Origin of the sequence: Bradyrhizobium barranii subsp. apii (assembly GCF_011516635.5) — a bacterium.
Classification (GTDB): domain Bacteria; phylum Pseudomonadota; class Alphaproteobacteria; order Rhizobiales; family Xanthobacteraceae; genus Bradyrhizobium; species Bradyrhizobium barranii.
On record NZ_CP096255.1, the window covers coordinates 9,240,507 to 9,265,014 of the forward strand.

The 24,508-nt window shown below is 59.2% G+C and carries 16 protein-coding genes and 6 pseudogenes; all 22 read right to left on the bottom strand.

Annotated features, from left to right (window positions below):
- Positions 1–3 precede the first annotated feature (3 nt).
- Positions 4–399: a nitrogen fixation protein NifX gene (nifX, locus tag HAP41_RS44130; RefSeq protein ID WP_166073337.1), complete on the bottom strand. Its 396-nt coding sequence runs from the start codon at positions 397–399 to the stop codon at positions 4–6.
- Entirely contained in the window at positions 396–1,805 is a 1,410-nt protein-coding gene (nifN, locus tag HAP41_RS44135) for a nitrogenase iron-molybdenum cofactor biosynthesis protein NifN (RefSeq protein ID WP_166105394.1), read from the bottom strand. Before nifN ends, nifX begins: the two co-directional genes overlap by 4 nt.
- An 8-nt stretch (positions 1,806–1,813) precedes the next feature.
- A complete protein-coding gene (gene nifE / locus HAP41_RS44140; protein ID WP_166073316.1) occupies positions 1,814–3,460 on the bottom strand; it encodes a nitrogenase iron-molybdenum cofactor biosynthesis protein NifE in 1,647 nt (548 codons plus the stop codon).
- 95 nt (positions 3,461–3,555) lie between these two features.
- Entirely contained in the window at positions 3,556–5,112 is a 1,557-nt protein-coding gene (gene nifK, locus HAP41_RS44145) for a nitrogenase molybdenum-iron protein subunit beta (RefSeq protein WP_166073299.1), read from the bottom strand.
- Positions 5,113–5,179: 67 nt separating this feature from the next.
- Entirely contained in the window at positions 5,180–6,682 is a 1,503-nt protein-coding gene (gene nifD, locus HAP41_RS44150) for a nitrogenase molybdenum-iron protein alpha chain (protein ID WP_166073279.1), read from the bottom strand.
- A 468-nt stretch (positions 6,683–7,150) separates the two neighbouring features.
- Positions 7,151–8,398, bottom strand: a complete 1,248-nt coding sequence (locus tag HAP41_RS44155) for a cysteine desulfurase (RefSeq protein WP_166073270.1) — start codon at positions 8,396–8,398, stop codon at positions 7,151–7,153.
- Positions 8,395–9,717 (bottom strand): Fe-S cluster assembly protein SufD, encoded by a 1,323-nt coding sequence (gene sufD / locus HAP41_RS44160; RefSeq protein WP_166073242.1) that lies wholly within the window; start codon positions 9,715–9,717, stop codon positions 8,395–8,397. The genes HAP41_RS44155 and sufD overlap by 4 nt, the downstream gene beginning before the upstream one ends.
- Before the next feature lie 19 nt (positions 9,718–9,736).
- A complete protein-coding gene (sufC, locus tag HAP41_RS44165; protein ID WP_166073234.1) occupies positions 9,737–10,489 on the bottom strand; it encodes a Fe-S cluster assembly ATPase SufC in 753 nt (250 codons plus the stop codon).
- A 68-nt stretch (positions 10,490–10,557) separates the two neighbouring features.
- Complete coding sequence (gene sufB, locus HAP41_RS44170; protein ID WP_166073225.1) at positions 10,558–12,054, bottom strand: Fe-S cluster assembly protein SufB; 1,497 nt, start codon at positions 12,052–12,054, stop codon at positions 10,558–10,560.
- A gap of 188 nt (positions 12,055–12,242) precedes the next feature.
- The gene (locus tag HAP41_RS44175) at positions 12,243–12,437 is read right to left on the bottom strand and encodes a 4Fe-4S binding protein (protein ID WP_166073220.1); all 195 of its coding nucleotides are present in this window, start codon (positions 12,435–12,437) and stop codon (positions 12,243–12,245) included.
- 729 nt (positions 12,438–13,166) lie between these two features.
- Positions 13,167–14,268, bottom strand: a pseudogene (ald, locus tag HAP41_RS44180) (alanine dehydrogenase).
- An 800-nt stretch (positions 14,269–15,068) separates the two neighbouring features.
- Positions 15,069–16,117 (bottom strand): annotated as a pseudogene (hypE, locus tag HAP41_RS44185) (hydrogenase expression/formation protein HypE).
- Positions 16,118–16,129: 12 nt separating this feature from the next.
- Positions 16,130–16,950 (bottom strand): annotated as a pseudogene (gene hypD / locus HAP41_RS44190) (hydrogenase formation protein HypD); the annotation flags it as partial.
- 2 nt (positions 16,951–16,952) lie between these two features.
- Positions 16,953–18,863: pseudogene (gene hypF / locus HAP41_RS44195) on the bottom strand (carbamoyltransferase HypF); the annotation flags it as partial.
- 206 nt (positions 18,864–19,069) lie between these two features.
- A complete protein-coding gene (gene hypB, locus HAP41_RS44200; RefSeq protein ID WP_224580576.1) occupies positions 19,070–19,810 on the bottom strand; it encodes a hydrogenase nickel incorporation protein HypB in 741 nt (246 codons plus the stop codon).
- Positions 19,811–19,814: 4 nt separating this feature from the next.
- A pseudogene (gene hypA, locus HAP41_RS44205) lies at positions 19,815–20,179 on the bottom strand (hydrogenase maturation nickel metallochaperone HypA).
- Positions 20,180–20,584: 405 nt separating this feature from the next.
- Positions 20,585–21,265 carry a hypothetical protein gene (locus tag HAP41_RS44210; protein WP_224580575.1) on the bottom strand — a complete coding sequence of 227 codons (681 nt, stop codon included), beginning with the start codon at positions 21,263–21,265 and terminating at the stop codon, positions 20,585–20,587.
- A 176-nt stretch (positions 21,266–21,441) separates the two neighbouring features.
- The gene (locus tag HAP41_RS44215; RefSeq protein ID WP_166060442.1) at positions 21,442–22,284 is read right to left on the bottom strand and encodes an IS5 family transposase; all 843 of its coding nucleotides are present in this window, start codon (positions 22,282–22,284) and stop codon (positions 21,442–21,444) included.
- 116 nt (positions 22,285–22,400) lie between these two features.
- Positions 22,401–22,802, bottom strand: a complete 402-nt coding sequence (locus HAP41_RS44220) for a hypothetical protein (protein WP_166073132.1) — start codon at positions 22,800–22,802, stop codon at positions 22,401–22,403.
- Positions 22,799–22,975 (bottom strand): hydrogenase expression/formation protein, encoded by a 177-nt coding sequence (locus tag HAP41_RS50190; protein WP_224580574.1) that lies wholly within the window; start codon positions 22,973–22,975, stop codon positions 22,799–22,801. Before HAP41_RS50190 ends, HAP41_RS44220 begins: the two co-directional genes overlap by 4 nt.
- A gap of 47 nt (positions 22,976–23,022) precedes the next feature.
- Positions 23,023–23,352 carry a hydrogenase expression/formation protein gene (locus HAP41_RS50195; RefSeq protein WP_256478484.1) on the bottom strand — a complete coding sequence of 110 codons (330 nt, stop codon included), beginning with the start codon at positions 23,350–23,352 and terminating at the stop codon, positions 23,023–23,025.
- 125 nt (positions 23,353–23,477) lie between these two features.
- Positions 23,478–24,503, bottom strand: a pseudogene (locus HAP41_RS44230) (nickel-dependent hydrogenase large subunit); the annotation flags it as partial.
- Between the last annotated feature and the right edge of the window lie 5 nt (positions 24,504–24,508).

Genomic DNA, 24,508 nt, shown 5'->3' on the forward strand with positions numbered 1-24,508 from the left:
ATCTCATTCGTCGAACTCGAATGTGCTCCGCTGGTCCTTTGCCATTGCCTTGCGTAGCCAGGGAGGTGGTGTGCCTCTTAGGACGTCCTCGAGCTTTTCGAGCAACACCAGAATGTTTTCTGGCTTGTTTACCTTGATCGGATGGATCTTGTTGGCGACCACCCGGGCAGCACCGGCGCCGCCGATGGCAGCAACGTAAAGAATTGCGCAATCTTTAATCGCCTCGATCTTCGGCGCTAACTTGTCGTCGTTACCGTCTTCCTTGAGATCGCCCTCAAACTCAACCGCTTTGAGAAACACGTGTCCGCTTGGCGCGACCTCGTAGATAGCAATATTCTTTGCCCAACCAAAATGAGCATCGACGCGCCTTAGATCTTGAGTGGCGAATGCGACCTTCATGCAGTCGACCTCTCGGCTGCACCGATGGAACTGAGATGCCCGGACCTTGATGGCAGCGCGACCGGAGCCCGCCATCGATCGGGCGTAGGTTGATGGTTCTCCTCGCGGTCCGCGATCCCGAGATTGGCGATATCGAAGATCAGATCGCGGGTACCACGATAACCAATCGATAGTTGGTGCCCTGCGCCAAGTCGATCGAACATCGGAAAACCCGCACGATAGAACGGAATTTTCAGCCGGGCAGCCGCTTGCCTGCCATGCGAATGCGTGATCAGCAAGTCGCAATTCTCGGTTCTAGCAAGCTCTTCGAGATCCTCAAGATCACCAATTAGCACCTCGTTGGTCTTGATCCGCTCGATCACCGCCGATTGTGTGGTCGTTACGGCCGCACGCACCTGCGCCCCCATCTCGTGCAGCATACTGGAGAGATCATATAGGAGGTCTGGCTCAGCGGCGATCGCAAGTCTGCGACCACCAATATGGAAGTGCGCGTCCAGCATTGCATCCGTGAGCTGGCCGCGCTGCCGCCGATATTTCGGTGGCACGGGACGGCCGCTGATTTCACTCACAAACGTCATGAATTCGTCGCACGGACCGAGGCCGCACAGCCGCTCGAAGAGGCGAAATGGAACGCCGCTTTTGGCCTGCATGACCTCTGCCGCTCGGCGCATCTGCGCGCCGATTGCAATGGTCCACCCGGCGCGGCCCATGCTCGCGATCTCGTCGACGCCGATGCCGCCGATGGTCGTTGACGTAAACTCGTCGGGGATATGCCCATCGAGCGACGCTGCCAGGTCAGGCAGGAAGGATGGCCGCAACCCACAATCCTCCAGGATGGCACGGAGTTCGTCAAGATCACCCGGCGTGAGGTGACATCCTGGAAGAACGTTCACTCTCGAGGAATCGCGCAGGCCGTTGACGTTGGGCCCATCCACCAGCAACTCCACAATGCGCGTCACAGCCTTCTCCCAGCCGTCCTGGAACGCGCCCTTGAAATCGGGTGTCGAGACATAGACCAGCGGCAATTTCGCAAGTTGCCGATGCTTGTTTCGGATTAGCTTGAGGTAAGCTTCCACATCGTCCCCGTTAGTCTCGGTGATGCCGGTCGAGCAGATTCCGACGATCTTTGGCTTGGCTCGGTTGTAGATATTGAGTATCGCCTGCTCGAGGTTCTCATAGCCGCCGAGCACGGTCGCGACCTCGCTCATCGCGGTGGTCTGCAGCGGTACCACCTCCCTGAAATGCCGCACAAAGAGCGTGAGCCCGAAAGAAGTGCATCCTTGCGAGCCATGCAGAAGCGGCATCGCCCCGCGCAGCCCCATGAAGGCGAATGCGCCGCCAATCGGCTGGCTCATCTTCAGCGGGTTGACCGCGCAGGCTTTTGTTGGCACCGTGGTGAGGGCCATCATTCCCCCTATTCTGCGGCCTGCAGCATGGCAGATGGCGAGGACACCAAGATGTCCTCGATGCGTCTCTTGCAGCAACCACCGACCGCATCGGTGTGCTCTTTGACTTCCTCGACGCTTCTCAGACCATGCCCGTAGATCGCATCCTCGATCGTGCCGAGATCGACCGTGTTACAGTGGCAAATCTTCCTCGCGCGGCGCGCCGTTTCGGCGAGCGCCGGTTCGCAGGCGATCTCGACCGCCGGCGACTGCATATGCAGCTTCGCCCTGGCCAAGGCCTCCCATGGTGCCGGTCGACGTACTTGCTCCCACATCGGATTTGAGAGCGACTTGTCGATCTCCTCCACTAACTTGATCATTCCGACATAGCCCATATAGGCATGGCATCGCTCCTGGTTGATATCGAGCCAAGGCGTCGCTGCTTTCAGCGCGACGAACTGCGATTTGCCGCCCGATAGCATGATGTCCGCTTTTGCGCCCTTCAACATCTCGTACATTTCACGCGGCGACATGTCCTCGATCATGTGCGCATCCTGTCCCATGAGCTCCTTGATGCGCTCTTTGTCCTCCCTTGTCGATTTCTTCACGCTGGTTCCGACCAATTCGAGCCCGGCCTCCTGTAGTGCCGCAACGACCGACCATGACTTGACCCCGCCGGTAATCAGCAAAGCCTTCTTTCCCTTGAAGCGTGACTTGTACGGTTTGATCGCGGCCCAGGCCCGTGCCTCCTCGCGCGCGATCACCGCGTCGGTGCGCCCGAGCAGATCTTGCGGTGCGCCGCGCTCAACCAATAAGCGGGCAATCTGGCGCAGCGAATCACTTGAATCCTGGACACCGTAGAACGAGCCTTCGAAGAACGGGATTCCGTAGCGTTCCTCCATCTTGCGCGCGACGTTGATCATGCCCTTTGAGCACACCAACATCGCCGCCCGCGCGCGATGGGATGACGCGACTTCACGATATTTGGCATCGCCCGAGATGCATGAGAGAATCCGGATTCCAAGCTCATCGAGCGAAGGCTTGACTTGCCAGAGCTCCCCCGAAAGATTGTATTCTCCGATCAGATTGATGTCGTAAGGTGTGGTGCGGTCTGGCTCCCGCGTTCCGATCACATGTTCCAGCAACGCCTCGCCGGCGAGCTTGTTGCCGAGGTTCTTGGAGCCAACGAACCCCGGGGAATTGATCGGGATGACCGGTTTGCCGAACCTTTGCGAGGCGGCCTTACAGACCGCGCTGACGTCGTCGCCGATCATCGCGGGAACACAGGTCTGATAGACGAAAATGGCGGGCGGGTCATGCTTGTCGACGATCTCCTTGATCGCCTTCCAGAGCCGCCTCTCACCTCCAAATACGATATCGGTTTCGTTCATATCGGTTGTGAATGCGGTGCGCCATAGATTCGAACCGGAAGACGCCGCGCCGCGATTATCCCAGGAGTTGCCTTCGCAAGCGATCGGACCATGCACCAAATGAGCGACGTCGGTAAACGGCTGTAGCGCGATCTTAGCACCGTCGAAGGCGCAGCCGCCCGCCGCACTACCCGGCTGCAGTAGCTTGGTGCATCCCTTCTTGCGCTCAGCCTCCGACTTACTGCCGTTCTTGGCGCAGCCCGGCTCGTTGAAAATATTCTGGACCGTAGCTGACAGCGAACTCATCCGTTCTCCTCTTAGCCGAACTAATTGCAAGTTGAGCCATCGTGCGCTCGTGCTATCGCCAGTGTTTTCGGCGACGGCACGTGCATTGTCCGTCATCAACGAATGATGTCGAAGCTGTAGTCAGTTTTGCCAAGAACGTTGGTCTTCCGGTCGATTTCGTCGAATATCTTGTCGAGAATCTTCACCAGCACATTCAGGCCGCCCTGATAGCCCCACACAGGGGAGCGGTGATGATGATGCCGATCAAACACCGGAAAGCCCATGCGGATCAGTGGCGTTCCTGTGTCACGTTCCAGGTACTTGCCATAGGTGTTGCCAATCAGAAGATCGACCGGCTCGGTGAACAAGAGCGAGCGCATGTGCCAGAGGTCTCGGCCCGGATAGGACTGGCAGGCATGCCCAAACGGTGAGCTTGCAAACAGCGCCTGCATTTTGTCCTGCCACGCCTTATTGCCGTTGGTGGACAGCACATGGGTTGGTTCGGCGCCGAGTTCGAGCAGAAAGGCGGCCAACCCATAGCAGAGATCCGGATCGCCATAGATTGCGAACTTCTTGCCATGGATATGCGCGCTGGAGTCAGCGATGGCATCAACCAAGCGGCCCCGCTCTCGCGCGAGTTGCTCCGGGACCTGCTTGCCGCTGATGCGTGATAGCGCCAGGAGAAATTCATCTGTTGCGGAGACGCCCACCGGGTAATTGAAAGAGACGACGTCCTGGCCATGCTCAGACACGAGCCGCAGCGTTTTTTCGGTACACCACTGCTGCATTGAGATTGTCGCCTTGGCGTGAACCGCGTTAGCTGCGTCTTCCAGCGTGGTGCCGCCGTCATACATCCGGAAATCGCCATCAGTCGGGGTATCGAAGACGTCGGAGTTATCGGCCAGTATGGTGTATTGGATACCCATCAGCGCCAAGATGCGCTTAATCTCACGAAGGTTTCCGACGGTGTAGCCATCGAACCCACCAATGATGTTGATCGACTCGTTTGGCATGCGCTCCAGCTTCGGCGCTGTTCCGGCCTTGCCGTCCCAGAAATGCTCCAGAACACCCTTGAGTGCGTTGTCATATCCGGTGACGTGGCTACCGACGAACGCCGGCGTGTGTGCAAACGGCACGTCGAACTCCGCCGGAACAGAGCCCTTTTCCTTCGATGTCTTGATGAACGCATTGAGATCATCGCCAATCACCTCGGCCATGCAGGTCGTGGAAACCGCAATCATCTTGGGCTTGTACATGTTGTAGCTGTTGGCAAGTCCATCGATCATGTTGTTCAAGCCGCCGAACACCGCGGCGTCTTCCGTCATCGAGGAAGAGACGCAGGAACTCGGCTCCTTGAAGTGCCTCGACAGATGGCTGCGGTAGTAGGCCACGCAGCCTTGCGAGCCGTGGACGAAGGGCAGCGTGCCCTCAAAACCGACCGAGGCGAACACGGCGCCAAGCGGCTGGCAGGCTTTGGCCGGATTTACCGCCAGCGCCTCCCGCGCAAAATTCTTCTCGCGGTATTCAGGCGTTTTCGTCCATTCCTTGATGCGTTCAACCTCGGCTGGATCGCGGGAATTCTCGAACATCTTCTTGTTAGCCAGCATCTGCTGGTATTCTGGACCGCGAAACAGTTCGAGATGATCGAGCACGTGTTCTGCACTCTGCGCCATTTTTGAGATCCTTCACTATCGAAATTGGTATCGTCCCGACTCTCCACGAAGAGCCAGATACATTGCTTTATTCTGCCGCCAAGAGCTTCGCCTTCGAAGCTTCTTTCCAAGGCGCTTTCGTCTTCTTCCAGATCGGCGAGTTGACAGCCATGTCCATGTCGCGCGCGAAGATCGCAAAGCCGTCATAGCCGTGATATGGACCTGAATAGTCCCAGGAATGCATCTGCCGGAACGGTATACCCATCTTTTGGAAAACGTATTTTTCCTTGATGCCCGATCCGACTAGGTCGGGCTGGAGCTTTTCGACAAAACTCTCGAACTCGTAGCCATTGACGTCGTCGTAGATGAGCGTGCTGTCCTTGACGTAGTGCTGGGCGGTGCGCTGATAGTCGTCGTTGTGGCCGAACTCGTATCCGGTACCCACGACTTCCATCCCGAGGTCCTCGTATGCGCCAATCACATGACGCGGGCGAAGACCGCCGACGTACAACATCACCGTCTTGCCCTCCAGGCGCGGGCGATATCTTGCTATTACGGCGTTCACCAGCGGCTGGTACTTTTCAATCACCCGCTCAGCGCCTTCTTTGATCTTATCGTCGAAGTAGCCCGCGATCTTGCGCAGCGACTCTGCGATCTTTGAAGGTCCAAAGAAGTTATACTCGCACCACGGGATACCGAACTTCTCTTCCATGTGGCGGGAGATGTAGTTCATGGAGCGGTAACAATGCAGAATGTTGAGCTTTGCCTTCGGCGTTGCCTCGAGCTCAGCGAGTGAACCGTCACCAGACCACTGCGCAATCACCCGCAGGCCCATTTCCTCCAGAAGAATTCGCGATGACCAGGCGTCGCCACCGATATTGTAGTCTCCGATGATCGCAACATCGTACGGCGTCGACTCAAACTTCGGTTTACCATCTGGCTCGAACTTGTCGAAAATCCAATCGCGCACGGCGTCGTTGGCAATGTGGTGGCCGAGCGACTGCGAGACGCCGCGAAAGCCCTCGCAGCGGACCGGCACGATGGTCTTGCCGCCATACTCCTTGGATTTCGCTCTTGACACAGCCTCGATGTCGTCTCCAATCAATCCGATCGGGCATTCCGACTGGATGGTGATGCCGTTGTTGAGTGGGAAAAGCTCCTGGATTTCGTCAAGAACTTTGACCAGTTTCTTGTCGCCACCGAATACGATATCCTTTTCCTGGAAGTCGGAGGTTAATTGCAGGGTCACGAAGCTATCGATCCCGGTCGTGCCAACGTAATAGTTACGACGCGAGCCCCACGAGTACTGACCGCAGCCCACCGGTCCATGGCTGATATGGACCATGTCCTTGATCGGCCCCCAGACCACGCCCTTGGATCCTGCGTAGGCGCAGCCTCTGATTGTCATCACACCAGGGATGGATTTGATGTTGGACTTGACCCCACAGTCCGATTTGCCGGCTTGGTGCACGTTGAGATGCTTGGCGCGCCGTTTTGCGGTCTTCTCCGGATAGACCTTCAGCACCTTCTCAATCAGCTCTTTGTTGCGAGCCCTGATTTCTGCGATGCTCTGGGTCGAGGCGAGGCTCATGCTGAGGTCCTTCGAGGGTTAGCTGTTGCGAGAGCGGCTTCGTGCCCTAGAGTTTTGCAATGAGCATGCCAGTGCGGCGCGAGCACAAAAAGCGGAACGATTGAAATCAGTTAGCGCGCTCGGTGGTGCAGCACGGGGTATTGTGGCTAACGCGACATCGCGCTTTGCCCGGAGAACCCTTCGTTTGGTCCTGTTCGAAATGGAACAGGGGCGGCGATATGTGAAGTAGCACCGCACGATTCCAGATGTGCGGCTGCCGATCGCGATGCTCCGCGCTCGAGAGAGCGCCCGAACAAGCGAACCGAGCGGCAAAGGCCGGCTGATCGAGCCCGGGTTTGCCTACGCCATCCATGCCTGTTGAGATCTACAGATACTTGCCTTCAGCGACGACGATGATGCCAACGGTTATGACGTCGTCATCGTCGCGAGTTCGATGCTCCACCGCCCAGACGCCGCAAGCTCGCGGGCTCACGAGAACAGCTGTCGCGCCTTGATAAGTGCCCGCACGAGCGTATCAATCTCTTCACTTGTGTTGTAAAGTGCGAAAGACGCACGGCACGTCGCCAGCACACCCAAGCGCTCGAGCAGCGGCATCGCGCAATGGCCACCCGCCCGCACTGCAACTCCGGCGCGGTCGACGACCGTGGCAATGTCATGTACATGCGCGCCTTTCATATCAAAGGAGATGATCGGCCCCTTTTCGGCCGGCGTCCCGATGATTCGTACGGCGTTGATGTCCCCTAGCTTCTCATTTGCGTAAGCGAGCAGCGCGTTCTCGTGCTTGCGGATCTGTTCTTTGCCTATCGAATTGATGTAATCTAAAGCCGCCCCCAAACCGATCGCCTCGACAATCGGCGGCGTCCCCGCCTCGAACCGGTGCGGCGGTTCACCATAGATGACGCCGGCACGCGAGACCTGACGGATCATCTCGCCGCCACCATTGAAGGGCGGCATTGACGAAAGATGCTCTGACTTGCCGTAAAGCACGCCGATCCCTGTCGGACCATAGAGTTTATGGCCTGTCATTACGTAGAAATCGCAATCGATGTCGCAGACGTCGACGGTCAAATGGACACATCCTTGCGAGCCGTCGACCAGTACGGGAATACCCCGTGCATGTGCGATCCTCACTACGTCTTTCACTGGCAAAACGGTACCCAGCACGTTCGACATCTGAGTGATCGCAACCATCTTGGTGCGCGGGGTCAAGAGCCGCTCAAATGCATCGAGCAGGAAATTGCCGTCATCATCAACCGGCGCCCACTTGATGACTGCGCCGAGCCGTTCTCTTAAAAAATGCCACGGCACAATGTTGGAGTGGTGTTCCATAATCGACAGAACGATCTCGTCACCGGCGCTGACCCGTTCACGGCCGAAGGTCTGGGCGACCAGATTGATGGCCTCCGTGGCGCTGCGGGTGAAGACGATCTCTTCGTTCAGATGTGCGTTCACAAACCGCGCCACCTTGGTACGGGCGCCCTCATACGCCTCCGTCGCCGCATTCGCCAGATAGTGCAGGCCGCGATGTACGTTGGCGTATTCATTGGAGTATACATGCATCATGCGGTCAAGAACCGCATTCGGCTTTTGCGCGGATGCGGCGTTATCAAGGTACACAAGCGGCTTGTCGTACACCGTCATGGACAGCGCAGGAAAGTCCGCGCGTAGACGGCTGACCTGGTAACTACCGTTGCCTATCGCGGGGTGCACACTCATCGCGCCCGCAGCCAGTGTTCAGCTCGCGCGGTCACAAATTCGCGCAGATTGCCGGCGGGGATCTCCTCGATCGGCTCGCCAATGAATGCTCTAATCAACAACGCCTGCGCATCCTTCTCTGATAAACCTCGAGCGCGCAGATAGAATATGAGACTGGTGTCCAGCGCACCTGAAGTCGATCCGTGCCCGCAAGTCACGTCGTCGGCAAGGATTTCGAGTTCGGGTTTATTGTCCGCCTCGGCCTGGTCGGACAGGAGCAGCGCTCGCGTCATCAGCGCGGCATCCGTCTTCTGCGATGCGGGACGTACGACGACTTGGCCCTGGAACACCGAGCGGCCGCAATCGTCAACGACCGCGTGGAACTTATTCCGACTCATGCAATGCGGCACGGCGTGGTCGACTACGATTGTTGTGTCGGCGTGCTGTTTTTCCCTGATGAGATTGACCCCGTTCGCCGAGAGCCTGGATCCCTCGCCGGCTAGTGTGACGAATCCCTGATAGCGACCGATGGAGCCGCTGCAGGTCATGCTGAAGAGATTGAGGCTCGCTCTGGTACCGACTACGATGATTCCCGACGAAAGGTTCACGGCGTCAGCGGCATCAGCTGCCACCCGGATATACGAAAGGCTCGCCTCGTCACCAACCAGGACGATTATCGCATCGTTGGTTTGATATCGGCTCGCGCCATCAGCCGCGACGAATGTTTCCACCACAGCCGCGTGCGCTCCCTTACCTAGCTGCAGGTAGGAACGGGTAAAATCGGACACCGACAATGAGGTTGCAACGTGAACGATCTGAATGGAGCGCTTAATAGCGCGGCCCTCGGCGATCGTAATCACCAGGCCGTCGGTCGCCATCGCGGCATTGAGCGAGATCATCGCATCAGTTGTGGTCGAAAGCACCAGGCCGGCCATTGCACTGTTGGCCGGATTCTCCAGAATCTCTCGCAACGACCGCACATCGACCCCATTTTCGAGGCTACCGACGTCGGATAGCTCGGGTGCGAATATTCCATCCACCAAAACCAGTTTGACTGCTTGATCGGCAGCCGCTTGCATGACCGACGACTTCGCGCGCACCAGCGCAGCTGCATCTGGTCGCGGAGCGAGTGGCAGTACCTCGCCGATCAAGGCGCATAGATCTGTATATTTCCAAGCCTCGATGCGCCGATGCGGGAGGCCGGCACGCTCGTAGGCCTCGAATGCCCTCGCACGGATATGGGCGACAGGCCCACAGCCAGGCAGCCGTCCGTGCGCCGCGGTGAAGAGATTGCTCTTTGCACGTCCGGCGTCGGCTTCTCTTGCCAAAACTTGCTTCATCAGGAAATCTCTTGAGATGTCAGGCCGCACCTTCGAATTGAGCGTAGCCACAAGCCTCGAGCTCCAGCGCGAGTTCTCTGCCGCCGCGCTTCCTTACCCGCCCTTTGGACATCACATGCACAAAATCCGGCGTTATATAGTCGAGAAGCCGCCGATAGTGGGTGATCACGATCATCGCCCGTTCCGGCGAACGCAGAGCGTTGATACTGTTGGAGACGATGCGCAGCGCGTCGATATCGAGGCCGGAATCTATCTCATCCAAGATGCACAGGCTCGACTCGAATAGCGCCATCTGCAAAATCTCGTTGCGCTTTTTCTCGCCGCCGGAAAATCCGACATTGAAGCCGCGCTTCAGCATGCCTTGTGGGATGTTGAGCGACTTGGCTATCTCGCCGGCCCTTTTCAGAAAATCGGGCGTGGAGAATTCCTTTTGCCCGCGCGCTTTACGCTGAGCGTTCAACGCCGTACGCAGGAAGTTCATGGTGGTCACGCCGGGAATTTCCACCGGATACTGAAACGCAAGAAATATTCCCTTGCCAGCGCGCTCCTCCGGTTCCATCGCGAGAAGATCTTCATCCTTGAACAGGATTTGGCCTGCACTGACTTGATACCCGGGCTTGCCGGAAATAACGTGGCTGAGCGTAGTCTTTCCGGAGCCGTTCGGCCCCATGATCGCGTGTACCTCACCCGCGTTGACCGCAAGATCGAACCCGCGAAGAATTTCGCGCTCGTCCGTGCCGGCATGCAAATCTCGAACTTCGAGTAGCGCCATTCTGATCTATCTCCTGAAATGCATCATCCCGGGTGAGCCGCACTCGGGAGGTCCCGCGGGACGGTTGGCTATCCGACGGCCCCTTCGAGCGAGATCGAGATCAGCTTCTGCGCTTCCACCGCGAACTCCATCGGCAGTTGCTGCAGCACGTCCTTCACGAAGCCGTTGACGACGAGGCCGACGGCTTCTTCCTGCGAGAGCCCGCGCTGGATGCAGTAGAACAGCACGTCCTCGGAAATCTTCGACGTCGTCGCCTCATGCTCGAACGTCGCCGACGAGTTCTTGGCCTCGACATAGGGCACGGTGTGCGCGCCACATTTGTCGCCGATCAGGAGCGAGTCGCAGGCGGTGTAATTGCGCGCGCTGGTGGCCTTGCGATGCGCGCTGACGAGGCCGCGATAGGTGTTCTGCGCCCTGCCGGCGGCGATGCCCTTGGAGATGATCCGGCTCGACGTGTTCTTGCCGAGGTGGATCATCTTGGTGCCGCTATCGACCTGCTGGTAACCGTTCGAGATCGCGATCGAGTAGAACTCGCCGCTCGAATTGTCGCCCCGCAGGATGCAGCTCGGATACTTCCAGGTGATCGCAGATCCCGTTTCGACCTGGGTCCAGGAGATCTTGGAGTTCTTGCCGCGGCAGTCGCCACGCTTGGTGACGAAATTGTAGATGCCGCCCTTGCCCTCGGAATTGCCGGGGTACCAGTTCTGCACCGTCGAATACTTGATCTCGGCGTCATCGAGCGTGACGAGCTCGACCACGGCGGCGTGCAACTGGTTCTCGTCGCGCTGCGGCGCGGTGCAGCCTTCGAGATAGGAAACGTAGGAGCCCTTGTCGGCGATGATCAGCGTGCGCTCGAACTGGCCGGTGTTACGCTCGTTGATGCGGAAATAGGTCGACAGCTCCATCGGGCAGCGCACGCCCGGCGGCACGTAGACGAACGAGCCGTCGGAGAACACCGCCGAGTTCAGCGTCGCGAAGTAGTTGTCCGAGGTCGGCACCACGGTGCCGAGATATTTCTGCACCAGCTCGGGATGCTCGCGGATCGCCTCCGAGATCGGCATGAAGATCACGCCGGCAGCCTTCAGCTCCTTCTGGAAGGTGGTCGCGACCGAAACCGAGTCGAACACGGCATCGACCGCGATCTTGCGGCTCGGCGACGGCGGTCCACCGGGCGGCGGCTCGACGCCTTCGAGGATTGCGACCTCACGCAGCGGAATGCCCAGCTTCTCGTAGGTCTTGAGGATTTCCGGATCGATCTCGTCGATCGAGGACAGCGTCTTCTTCGGCTTCGGCGCCGAGTAATAATAGATGTCCTGGTAGTCGATCTTCGGATAGTCGACGCGCGCCCAGGTCGGCTCGGTCATGGTCAGCCAGCGGCGATACGCCTCGAGGCGCCATTCCAGCATCCAGGCCGGTTCATTCTTCTTTGCGGAGATGAAGCGGACGACATCTTCCGACAGCCCCTTCGGGGCCTTGTCGGACTCGATCTGAGTCTCAAACCCATATCGATACTGGTCGACGTCGATGCGCCGGACGCGCTCGACCGTCTCTTCTGCAGCTACCATTGCCTGCTCCGCTCGCGCAAAGACAACTCCAACCAGTTCCGGCGCACCCTCTCCGAACTGATCCCACAAGTTAGGACCAACTCGGGGCCAGCGCGTACAGAGAATCGGTCGACGAAGCCGGTAGGCTGCCGCTCTCAGTGGTGTCTTCATTCTGTTTCGCGTCGGGGCCCCACTCATCAGCTAATTCCCTATGCCGGCACACAGGTCTCGGGCACCGGGCAAACGACGGCGCACTGCGGCGCGTCAGAATTTCCTTCGCATTGGGAGCACTTGGTCGGATCGATCACATATATGTCGTTCTTCAGGCTAATCGCAGCGTTGGGACATTCGAACTCACACGCACCGCAGACGGTGCACTGGGACGCGATTATCTTGTAGGCCATCACTGCGGTTCCATAAGCAGAAGGTGCGGGACCGCGTCTTGCCTTCAAGTCTCGTGCCAATCAGTCTGGGCTGATTTGTCTCGACTATCTTTCAGAGCGCATGTCGCCGCCTCGACGGCGTGTCGCAAACTCTACATTCGGAATCATAGTGGCTTGATCTCGGTGCCGTGGCGCACGATCAATGACGGCGGTCAGCCAACCACGTGAACTGCGTCCGCCAGCCCTATGGCGCGATCCTTCCCATGGCCGCGGTCACGCGGCTGCGATCGGGTCGCCTCTTCCCGAGTGCTCCGCCGCCAGGTCGGCCGGGCCCCATGTTATTGGTTCTGCTCACCGGAATGGCGGCGGATTCGACTAAAGCGCCACGATGAACACCCGGCGGGGGTCACACCGGAACGACGCACATCTCCACCGCAGAGCCAGAAACTGTCGCGGCGATCGCGCCAGACAAAGTCACGCCGATGATCGCGGCGTTTAGGTGCCGCGGCACCCGCTTTCAAGCCCCGAAGATGACCGGTAACCTGCATCCATATGCCTGTACGAGCAAAGGCACATTGCCTCGCTTCATGGGGCAACTGAAAGCCAAGCGCGATCATCTGGTGTTCCCCGGCTTCGCTTCGCGTTTCAAAACATCCGCCCGCGCTGGTTAGCAAATTGATCGAGCCGAAAAAAAGCCACCCCGAAGGGTGGCCCAAGTCAGGGAGGAAACGCCCGTAAGGGTCTCCGGGATCAGGCCGCAGCCTGTTCGATCGATGAGAAAGGCAACCCTAGGCTCTCGGCCACGGCCTTGTAAGTTAGCCGGCCCCGATGGACATTGAGGCCCGCGCGCAGGTGCGGATTTTCGAGCGCGGCGGCAAACGCCTTGTTGGCCAGTGCCAAACCAAACGGCAGCGTGGCATTAGTCAGTGCCTGGCTTGAGGTCAGCGGCGCCGCGCCGGGCATATTGGCCACGCAATAATGAATGACGCCATCCACTTCGCAGGTTGGATCAGCCTGAGTGGTTGGGTGCGATGTCTCAAAGCAGCCGCCCTGATCGATAGCGACGTCCACGATCACCGCCCTCTTACGCATCGAACTCAGCATACCCCGCCGAACGAGCTTCGGCGCGCTCGCACCTGGAACAAGTACCGCACCAATCACAACATCGGCCGCAAATACCTCTTCCTCCACCGCGTCGATGGTCGAGATTCTGGCCCGAACGCGCAAGCTCGTCCAGTTCGAGCCGGGGTATCGAGCGGTCGATGATGGTGACCTCTGCACCCAAATCGATCGCCATGCGCGCCGCGTGCGTACCAACGAGGCGACCTCCAATCACCACGATCCGGGCCGGCTGAACACCGGGCGCTCCACCGATCAACAGCCCTCGTCCGCCAGCAGTACGCCTCAGGGCGCTACCCGCCCCTTCAATCGCAAACCTATCCGCGACCTCGCTCATGGGCGCCAGCAACGGAAGGCCACCTTGCTCATCAGTTACGGTCTCATAGGCGATCTCGGTCCACCCAGATTTTAGGAGCCCCTTGGCCTGCTCCGGGTCCGGGGCCAGATGCAGATAAGTGAAGAGGATCTGGCTCTCCCGCAGCTGGCTCCATTCGGACGGCTGAGGCTCCTTAACCTTTACAATCATCTCGCTCGACGCGAATACCTCGACTGCGGACGCCAGAATCGTTGTGCCGGCGTTGCGATAATCTTCATCCGCCGCGCCAATGCCCGCGCCAGCATCGGTCTCGATCATCACGCGGTGGCGCGCCGCCACGTATTCGCGGACAGCTCCAGGGGTAAGGCCCACGCGATATTCGTGCGCCTTGATTTCCTTGAGGACTCCGACCTTCATTTGAAAACTCCCTGCCTGGAGGGGCTTTCTAATCGGAAATGCGTAACGATATTGCGACGCGAGTGCCACAATAGCGCAGGAATTCAGCGATCTTTGACCAGCTGCGCAGGATTTCAAACAAGATGCGGCAAGATGCTGAGTGGCTAAGATAACCATACTCGCTGAGCTCAACGATCGAGCCCTCCGCAGCCGACGCGAACAGGCTCTCGACCGCAATGGCACCCGCGCTGAAGAAAAATCATATAACGGATCCGTGGGCGTCTTGAAAACGTCTACAGAACTGCCTTCGCCGCGATGACAGGGTCCTTCCGCTCTGGACCAAACCTATTCTCATCTCATTACCTGCGAATCACGCGTTGGCTATGCACGAGGTCGGCGAATGCACGGACCTCGGTGTCAGTGCCTTCTCCTAAGCCGCCGAGATTCAGGGGAGCAGATCGAGGATCTCTTATTTCTAAGCTGCTCTTGTGCGACACTAGTCTACAAACTAAGCGGCGCGACTTGAGCCAAGGCGCTGTAAAGAGCCTCGTAAGAGCGCCTTTCGCCTCACCTTAACCTCGAAGTGTCAAGTGGGGGCAACGACCTTGGGTGAGCGACGAATGGCGCATGAATAAAACGCTTGGGACCGGGTTCGCGGCTTGGGAATGCCACAAATGAAAATCCAGCCTTGCCGAATTTCTGGAAGAGCGAGCATCACAGTCCGCCAGCAGGGCAGGTCGTAGACTTTAGCTCATTTTTTGAATGACTAATAACCGCTGATGCGTGCCCCCTCATGCCCGCCGCAGTTGGGCGTGACATGTTCAACACATCCGAGGCAATTGTTCGCCCGACAGCCAATCGACAACTCGTCCGCCACCGAAACTGGTCGCCATCTGCACAAACTTGTGATCGTCAGCTACCGCCTCTCCAATATCAGCTGCATCGCACCCGAGCGGATGCGCCTTCATGGCTGCAAGCACAGCATCGGCAGAATCAGGCGCGACGATCGCAACGAGCTTGCCCTCGTTAGCGACATGGATCGGATCAAGCCCAAGGAGTTCGCAGGTCGCCGCAACCGCAGGCTTCACAGGAATGGCGGCTTCCTGCAGACGGAAGCCGAGGCCCGATTGATGCGCAATCTCGTTGAGCGAGGCGGCAAGGCCGCCACGCGTGGGGTCACGCATCACCCGGATACCGCTGCCACCGGCCGCAACCATGGCGGCTACGAGGTCGTGCAGCGCGGCTGAATCCGAGCGCGATCTCTATTTGAAAGGCGACGTTCTGGCGCCTTGACATGATCGCCACCCCATGATCGCCGAGGCTACCGGAAATCAGGACACGGTCGCCAACCCTTGCCTTGTCGGCCGAGAGATCGAGCGCATCGGCCAGGACCCCGATGCCCGGTCGTGGAGATGAACAGACCGTCCGCCTTGCCGCGCTCGACGACCTTGGTGTCCCCAGTGATGATGTAAACGCCGGCGTCGCGCGCCGCTAAGCCCATCGAATCCGCAATCGTTTGCAGATCCGAAAATCGGAACCCCTCCTCGATGATAAAGCTAGCCGATAGATAGAGCGGACGCGCGCCGGCCATAGCGACATTATTGATCGTGCCGTTCACAGCGAGTGACCCGATATTGCCGCCAGGAAAGAACAGCGGTGAAACCACATAGCCGTCCGTCGTCATCACTATTCTGCCTGTTGCAACATCAAACGCCGATTGATCATTGCAGCGGGCGAGCCATTCGTTACCGAAGGCTCGGTGAAAAATGTCCGAGATTAGGTGCGCCATGGCACGGCCCCCGGACCCGTGAGAAAGATCAATGCGTCCGTTCTCGACATCAAGTCTGCGTTGATGGGCCTTTACGCTCATGAACCGTCCCAGCTGATCATCGCGAACTCGGCCATACGTCCAATACGCGGCGCAAGCGCCTTCCGATGAGACCATGCAGGCTCGTATGGGATTTTCCGGCGTGCAAGCAGTTCCAAACAGCTCGCAGTCGACCGGCCGGTGGCTCCGCGCAGAATTGCGCAGCACTCGCACGCTGGATTGTCAGCGACAAGCAGTTCGTGCACCGCAAAACGCGCCTCGGCGTCAAATCTCGCGCATGCCCGCTTCAGCTTCAGTCCGCTTTTGGGTACGAGTCCAAGTCCATGCCATTCGAACTGCTCACGCAGTCCGAATATCTGCGAGCGACCTCGTCCTTGGCGCGCGGATTGCCTTCGCGCGTAACCGCACGGCTGTATTGATTTTCCATGCCGCAGCGGCCTTCGTTCACTTGCCGCACCAGCATCAGGATCACCTGCATGACGTCGAGCGGTTCAAATCCCGCGATCACGATCGGCTTACCGAATTGTTCTGCCAGAGGTTCGTAAGGTCGCGTACCGATGATGGTGCTGACATGTGCAGGCCCGACGAAGCCATCAATTGCGCCCCCGCCGATATTGCGGATCTTCGGATTCTCGAGAATGCTGTGCATGGCGGACGGTGTAAGCACGTGGTTGCAGAACACGCTGAGGCTCTTCAGCCGCTTCTTCTCGGCAATCCGGATCATCACCGCCGTCGGTGGCGTCGTAGTCTCAAATCCAGTGGCAAAGAAGACCACGTCCCGGCTCGGTGCCTGTTCGGCGAGCCGAATAGCGTCGATCGTCGAGTAAAACCATCCGAATGTCAGCGCCTAGCGCCTTGGCTCGCAGCAATGACTTCACCCGCGCGTAATTTGGTCAGCCAGCACCGCGTTCAAAAAGCAGCCGCCGCTTAGGACGACGGCATTGACACCGGTTGTTCACGCAAAGCGCGTGACCCAGTCAATGCAAGCGGCGGCGAGAGTGCCATGAAACAGCCCGGCTCCGTCCGTGGCGCCTACGTTGTCTGTAATCAAGTGCTCAAAAAGCGGACGAAGCGACAGCACGCCGCCATCCATCGTCCAGCCGGCATCGAGAATCTCAGTCCGCCGCACCAGCGCCTCGAGCTTCATTGCGGCCTCGCCCTCATAGCTCTGCAAACTCGCAATGCCCAGCAGCGCCGCCGCCGCATCAAACAACCGGCCCGCGCGGGTTGTGATGGTCCCGCCCTGCTGATCCAGCAATGCGCGCACGCGCTCAGCCTGGCGTTGCGCTGCAAAGCGATGGCCGATTTCGGTTCCCTTGCCAAGCAACTGCAACATTGCGTAGGTCCCACATGACCGTGCTCAGCGATGACGGCGGCAGCATGCGTGTGGTGATGCTGGACAGCGACCAGCGCGCGGCCGCTTGCCTCCGCAAAGCGCGTGGACGCCATATTGGGATGCAGATCATGGGCGATGACGGCAGGATCGACGTCAAGAATCAATGTGAGATGACGAATCGTCTCTTCAAACACACGAATGCTTTCGGCCGTATCGAGATCGCCATATGCTGGGAGACGAACGCTTCGTTGTTCCGCGTGACGGTGATGGTCGACTTCAACGCAGCGCCAACAGCAGTACGGACGGCACAGATCTTGCCAGCCGGATCGGTTCTGGAACATAGCCACGGGCGCGACGAATGCGTTGGGCGCGGCCCGCCACAACCGACACGACGGAGTCATCCGCACGCGTTAGGATCTCGCGATCATGGGTCACGACAAGGTCGGCGATTCCCTCAAGCCGCCGCAGCGCCTGTGCGTTGTCGATCAGCAGCGGTTCGCCACAAAGATTGGCACTGGTGGCAACGATGACGGGGCCAGTCCCCACAAGCGATACTCCGGTCGAACGAAGCACCTGAAAGATGAAGTGATGCAGCGGGGCCGCGGGCAGCATGGCACCTACCCGCGATAAGCCGGGAGCTATCGCGGGTGCTAAATTATGGCGCGAACGTAGAAGGACGACGGGACGAACTACGGATTCGAGTAGCGCGAACTCGGGCTCATTCGCTTCCGCGATCTCATTGACCCGCTCTATGGAACCGACCATGACGGCGAATCGCGTCTCAAGACGCCGCTTTCTGCCGCGCAAACGCTGCACCGCGCCCTGGTTGCGCGCGTCGCAAAGCAGCTGGTATCCGCCCAGCCCCCTTATCGCCACGGTTTGGCCGTCGACGATTGCCGCGACAATAGCGTTGTTTCCATGGCTGAGCCGCGGGCCGCATGTCGGACATGCGATCGCCTCCGCATGGAACCTGCGAATCGCCGGATCGAGATATTCGCTGACGCAGGCGGCACACAGCCTAAAGGCCTTCATGACCGTGTTTCGGCGATCGTAGGGAAGCTGTTCGGAGAGGGACGGGCCGCAATGCGAGCAATTGATGAAGGGATAACGGTAATGGCGACTTTTCGGATCGAACTACTCACTGATGCACTGCTGGCAGGTCGCGGCATCGGCGACGATCCGCGTTGACGACTTGCCACCTTCGCTGGTGCCGATCGAAAAGTCTTTCGCCGCGAGCGCTCCTGTCTCCTGAACGCAGATGTGGTCGATGCATGCCAGTGGTGGTGCTTCAAGCGGCAAAGCGGCGACAAACTCCGACGCACGGTTGCCCTCCACCTCGATCGTAACGCCCTCTGGATCATTGACGACAAACCCCGCCAATCCGTACCGCGTGGCCAGGCCATAGACGTAAGGACGAAATCCGACCCCTTGCACAGCTCCGCTCACGCGCACGCGTAGCCGAGTTTGGCCGCAGGTGGGCGGCGCTCATCGCCTTGTGTCCCTCTCGGCGAGTCTCTGATGCGCCTGATTGTCAATCCAAGCATAGAGCGCGCCGAAACCCTCGCCAGTACGCGCCGAGACCGTGAGCACTTCGATCCTTGAATTGACGCGCCTTGCATACTCGATGATCTTGCTCACATCGAACTCAAGGAATGATGTCAAATCAATCTTGTAATCAGCACGAGCGACGAAGCGGCAAACATATCCGGATAGTTGAGCGGCTTGTCTTCACCTTCGGGGGTCGATAGCATCACGATCTTGCAGGCTTCGCCTAGGTCGAAGGCTGCGGGACAGACCAGATTACCGACGTTCTCGATGAAGAGAATACCGCGCGTGAGCCGCGGCGGTCGGCCTCGCCGATCATTGAAGCATCGAGGTGGCCCCCTGCCGGTATTGACTTGAACAACCGGCGCGCCAGCCGCGCGAACGCGTTCGGCATCATTCGAGGTCTGTTGGTCGCCTTCGATGACGCCGATCGGGCGAGTGCGCTTGAGCTCGGACACGGCGCGGACGAGCAGCGACGTTTTGCCTGCACCGGGACTGGACACAAGATTAAACGCCAGCAGGTCATCGGCCACGAAGAGCGCGCGATTATCCGCCGCGATCGTATCGTTCTTGCCAAGTATGTCACGTCCGACCTGAATGACCCGCTCGCGGTTCGTGTCCGCTGCCTTCAAGGTAGCCGCACCGGCCCCGCAGGTCTGAATGGCCTGCCCATCATGAGCCTGCGGATGGCCGGGATGATGATGGCGAGCATGGTCTTGGCGAGCATGGTAGGAATGCAGCAAGCTTTGATCACCATGCACATACGCTCCGTGGCGATCACCGTCCTGCACACGAGCATGATAGCGCCGGTGGTCTTGCGCATCATGAACTTCGACGCGTCCGGTCGAATACATTCCTTCACTGCAACCGCATACGGTCACACCAATTGACCTCCAGCTCTTTCGCGCGCATCTGTTCGCCTGTCGTTATCTGCAACTGATAACTGCCGCAGTAAGGACAACACTCAGCGCGCAGAGCAATTTCGACACTCTTCGAACAGGCCATGCACCAGGACATGCCAGGCACTTCGATGATTTTAAGAACCGCGCCGTCGGCGACGGTCCGTGTTGCGACAGCTGTGCAGCAGAACTTAATAGCTTCGGGCGCGACATCGCTGAGGGCCCCGATCTCCAGACAGATGCTCCGCACCTGCGAAATCGATCGGCGACGCGCCTCCTCCTCGACAATTTCGACGATGCCAGACAAAGCGCCATTTCATGCATCGCCAACCTCGCGAAAATTGAGCGTGAACCCGGCGCAAGGATTGAGCGATGCAATCACCGCACGAACCGCTTCCTGATGTGGTCTCGCCGTCAGCACCGCGCCCTGAAGGCGCCGGACAAGTGGTCCGCACCGAAGGAAATTCCATTCCGTCGGCGCTAGGAATTCGACGCGGGATATCCGGCCCCGAGGATCAAGCTCAACCGCGTGATAGAGGCGCCCCCTGGCGCATTCGACTGCTGCCGCTGCACGGCCAGGACCTAGCCTGTAGCTTTCGATGATCCCATGTTCCGCCGACTCGATATGAGCACGAGCCTCGAGCCAAGCGCACAGCCGAACCATCTCCGTAATTCGGGCCATCAGCCGCGCAACCGCACCCGGCCGGCCCGGCGGAAGCCGATTGCGCGTCATGTGGCGCGCCAACGGCCCCGTTTCGGGCGCAGCCCCTCGAGATCCGGACAACAGCAGAACGTATCGTCGTCCGCGAGTAACCGTTCAACGATATTGCGGTCGTCGGCAACGGACAGGAACGAGTGCTCGATCGAGATTGACTTCAAGTCGACCTCATCAAGCTCTGCAATGCGAAGCGCGAACGGGCTGCCGGACTTCAGCGCACAAGCCTCTCTCGTTATGCCGAACGCGGCCATCGCGGCCCCAATTCGCGCTATTGCTTCGCGTCGAGCAGGGCCGCGGATTGGCTGTTCGCTGCCGATAGACACTGATGTTCCGTGCATCACGGATCGAACCGCTGCCGCACTGCCGACGTTCGGCGTAAGATGACCGACAAAGAGGCCACGCAGCAATTCCGCGATACGCTCGGCAACGACCAAGGTAATACGATGCTGCTTTGTCGCGAGGATGATCTCTTCCTTGCGCGCCGCCTCGATCGGGGCCAGTAAGGCAGCCTGCTGCGCAGCGGCACATAGCGCGAAGAGCCGCGGCAGCCCCTCAATCACCGACGATGCCTGTTTGCCGGCGAACAGCCACGCCAGCGGCGGCCGGGCTCGGGGCACGATCTCGACTGCGCCGATTACGTCGGCAGCAATCGATACGGTGACATCAATCTTGTTGCGGGAGGCGAGGCTCATGGGCGGCGCTCCTCCATCATCTCACGCAACAAAAGCCGGCGACCAGACGCACTGAGATCCAACGCGTGGCTCCAATGTGGCGCTGAGCGGTTGTCCGACTAGACGCCGGCAAGGACCGCTGCTTTGGCGCGGGCGGATCGCATAGCTTTGCATGCAAAGATCGCTGAGAGCCTGACTCAAAATTGCATTGCTGTTTTTATCGCTGCGATGCGCCTTGTCATGAGTTGGACAGAGGCGAGGAAGAGCCAGGCAGTTGCGCTTTCGATGGTTCGCTCGAAGTCCTTGGCCAATCTGCGGTTGCGGCCGAGCCAGGCGAAGGTTCGTTCGACCACCCAGCGGCGCGGAAGCACCTCGAAGCCCTGTGCGGCATCGGAGCGCTTGATGATCTCGACAGTCCACCGGCCGATCTTTTCCAGCACCGCCTTGAGCTTTTCGCCGGCATAGCCGCCATCGGCGAAGATATGGCGCAGCCAGGGGAAGCGGTAGCGAATGCTGCACAGGACATCTGGCGTGCCGTCACGATCCTGGACGTCGGCAGCGTGAACGATCGCTCCGACCAGGAGCCCTTGGGTGTCGGTGACGATGTGGCGCTTTCGACCCTTGATCTTCTTTCCCGCGTCGTAGCCGCGAGGGCCGCCACTTTCCGTGGTCTTGACCGATTGGCTGTCGATCACGCCGGCCGTCGGCGAGGCCTCCCGGCCGATCGCCTCGCGCGCCAGCATCAGGAGTGCGTGGTTGATCGATTGCCACAATCCGCTGTCGCGCCATTGGTAGAAATAGTACTGCACCGTGGTCATTGGTGGAAACAGAGTGGGCGGCAGCATGCGCCACGGCAATCCGCCGCGCAGCAGATAGAGTACTGCCTCGACGATGTCGCGATAGCTCCATTTCGGGCGCCGCCCGCGCTTGGCCCGCACAGGAAGCAACCTCTCCAGCACGCCCCATTCCGCATCCGTCAAGTCGCTTGGCAAACGCAGCTCCTCTCGGGCAAATTGTGCCCGGGTGATATCAGTCCACATTCTCGATCCCTTTGATGCTTCGCAACACCGATGGAATCAGAACTCGCTGATATCACTCAACTTATTTTTCGGTCGGACACTGAGAGGGGAGCAACAGGCAATTACGGCGAATGGCGCTAGCTCGCCGACAATAAGTTCGATGCAACCGGATCCGGCCCGCGGGGGTAGATACCATTTGTGGCCAGCACGCGGTTGGCAAGTGGCCTTACGCAAGATGCAACCGCCTTCATGACCCGACGCGCAATCATGCCGACGGGCGAGCGCTCATGCGTGCGAAATTCGCTCGCCTCGACCCTGGGCGGTTCGCTCGAGGTCCGTCGCTTGCGATTGGCGATATGCCGATTGGCTACCACAAGCATCGCCACCGATGTGAACATATCGTTTTGCATGCTCCCGCGAGGGCTTGTTTCACGGTCAAGCATCGTACTCAATCGACACGCGATCCAGCCAATGTCGCGTTGCCGGCGCGCCGTCTGCGACGAACGCGCCGGATGCCGATTGATTTCCAAGTACTTCATGTGAAGTATGCCTCGATAATTTCCTGCAGGCGTTCGGCGGAATCCTCGAGATCTTCGTCGGCGGCCGACGCAACAATCGGCACGCCGCCGACCTTCCAGCGTATCCAGAGTGATGTTGTCCATAAAAATTGAAGTATTGCACGTTCCGGATCCGGGTCGCCTGCACTCGGCATGCGCCGTAGCCGCAGAAGATCAGTCGGACCGGACCATTGCCCACGCTTCACCGCTGAAACGCCAGCTCGACAGCGCTCATCGGCAGCAGCGTGAGATTGATGACATGCGCGTGCATGCCAGACAGCCAGGCACGAGCCCGTCCGCGTATTTCGGCGAGCACCGGCAGCACGTTCATCGTACCGTCCGGCGCCGGGCCTATCACAAGATCGGTGGACGTCAGATCAGTCGCGGCGCGCTGCACAATCTGTGGGATCGCCCCGACCTGAATATATTCATGTGCCGGCTCCATCCCGATGCGCAGGCGCCAGATTCCCGCATGCACGGTCTCCCCGATTTGCGCCAGAGAGCCGTCCGGCAGTGCAACGACGCCGGCCACCTCACCCTCCCCGAGCACTTCGGCAATCAGCTTGCGTTCGAGATCGTCGAGTTTAGCGAGTCTGTAGAGTTGCGTCCCGGCGCCGCTCGTCTGACCGCCAGCAGCAGCGGCAGCGCTCGACAGCAGCGCTTTGGATCACCATGGTTCGATCGGCAACACCTCGCTGAGATCGCCATCAAGAATGACGCCGCGCGGCAGCTTGAGACTTTTCGCGGAACAGTCGTTGGCATTTTCGGGGATGTCGCCATAGGACATCACACCTTTGCCCGAAAGCCCGCTGCCATGCAGCCAGTCCTTGTAGAACGAGCCGATCGCTGCAATGTCCGGCAGATAGACCTGCTCGACAAACTCGATCGAACGATCGATGATCGAGGACACTAAGCTAAGCCGCTCCATATTGATCGCACCCACCGCGCCAGTTCCGTCGATATTGATCGCGCAGGGCACGCCGCCGACCAGCCAGTTCGGATGCGGGTTCTTGCCCCCATAGACCGCTTGGACCTTGACGATTTCTTTCTGGAAATCGAGCGCCTCCAGATAATGCGCCACGGCCATCAGATTCGCTTCCGGTGGAAGCTTGTAGGCCGGATGCCCCCAATAGCCATTCTTGAACGGACCGGGTTGCCCGGATCCGAAGAACTTAGTGAGCCTGATCTGCAGATCGTTAAAGTAGCCAGGGCACGACAGCGGCCAGGGCGAGATAGACTGCGCCAGCGCCGACGTCGACTTGGGATTGGCCTTGAGCGCGGACATCACGTCAACCCAATCGAGCGCGTGCACGTGGTAGAAATGCACCAGGTGATCATGCACAAGCAGACACAGTTGCATGATATTGCGTATCGAGTTGGCATTCTCCGGAATGGCGATCCCTAGCGCACTTTCAACGGCGCGCACGGAGGTGAGCGCATGGGTGCCGGTGCAGACACCGCAAATCCGCTCGGTGAAGGCCCAGGCGTCCCGCGGATCGCGCCCGCGCAGGATGACTTCGATGCCACGCCACATCGTCCCGCTCGAGACCGCATTGCGGATCACATTATCAGAATCGACATTGGCCTCGACGCGCAGGTGCCTTCGATGCGGGTCAGCGGATCGATGACAATTCGCTTGCCGGAAGGATCGAGATTGAACCCATTTGGTGTCTGAACAGCCACCGTCA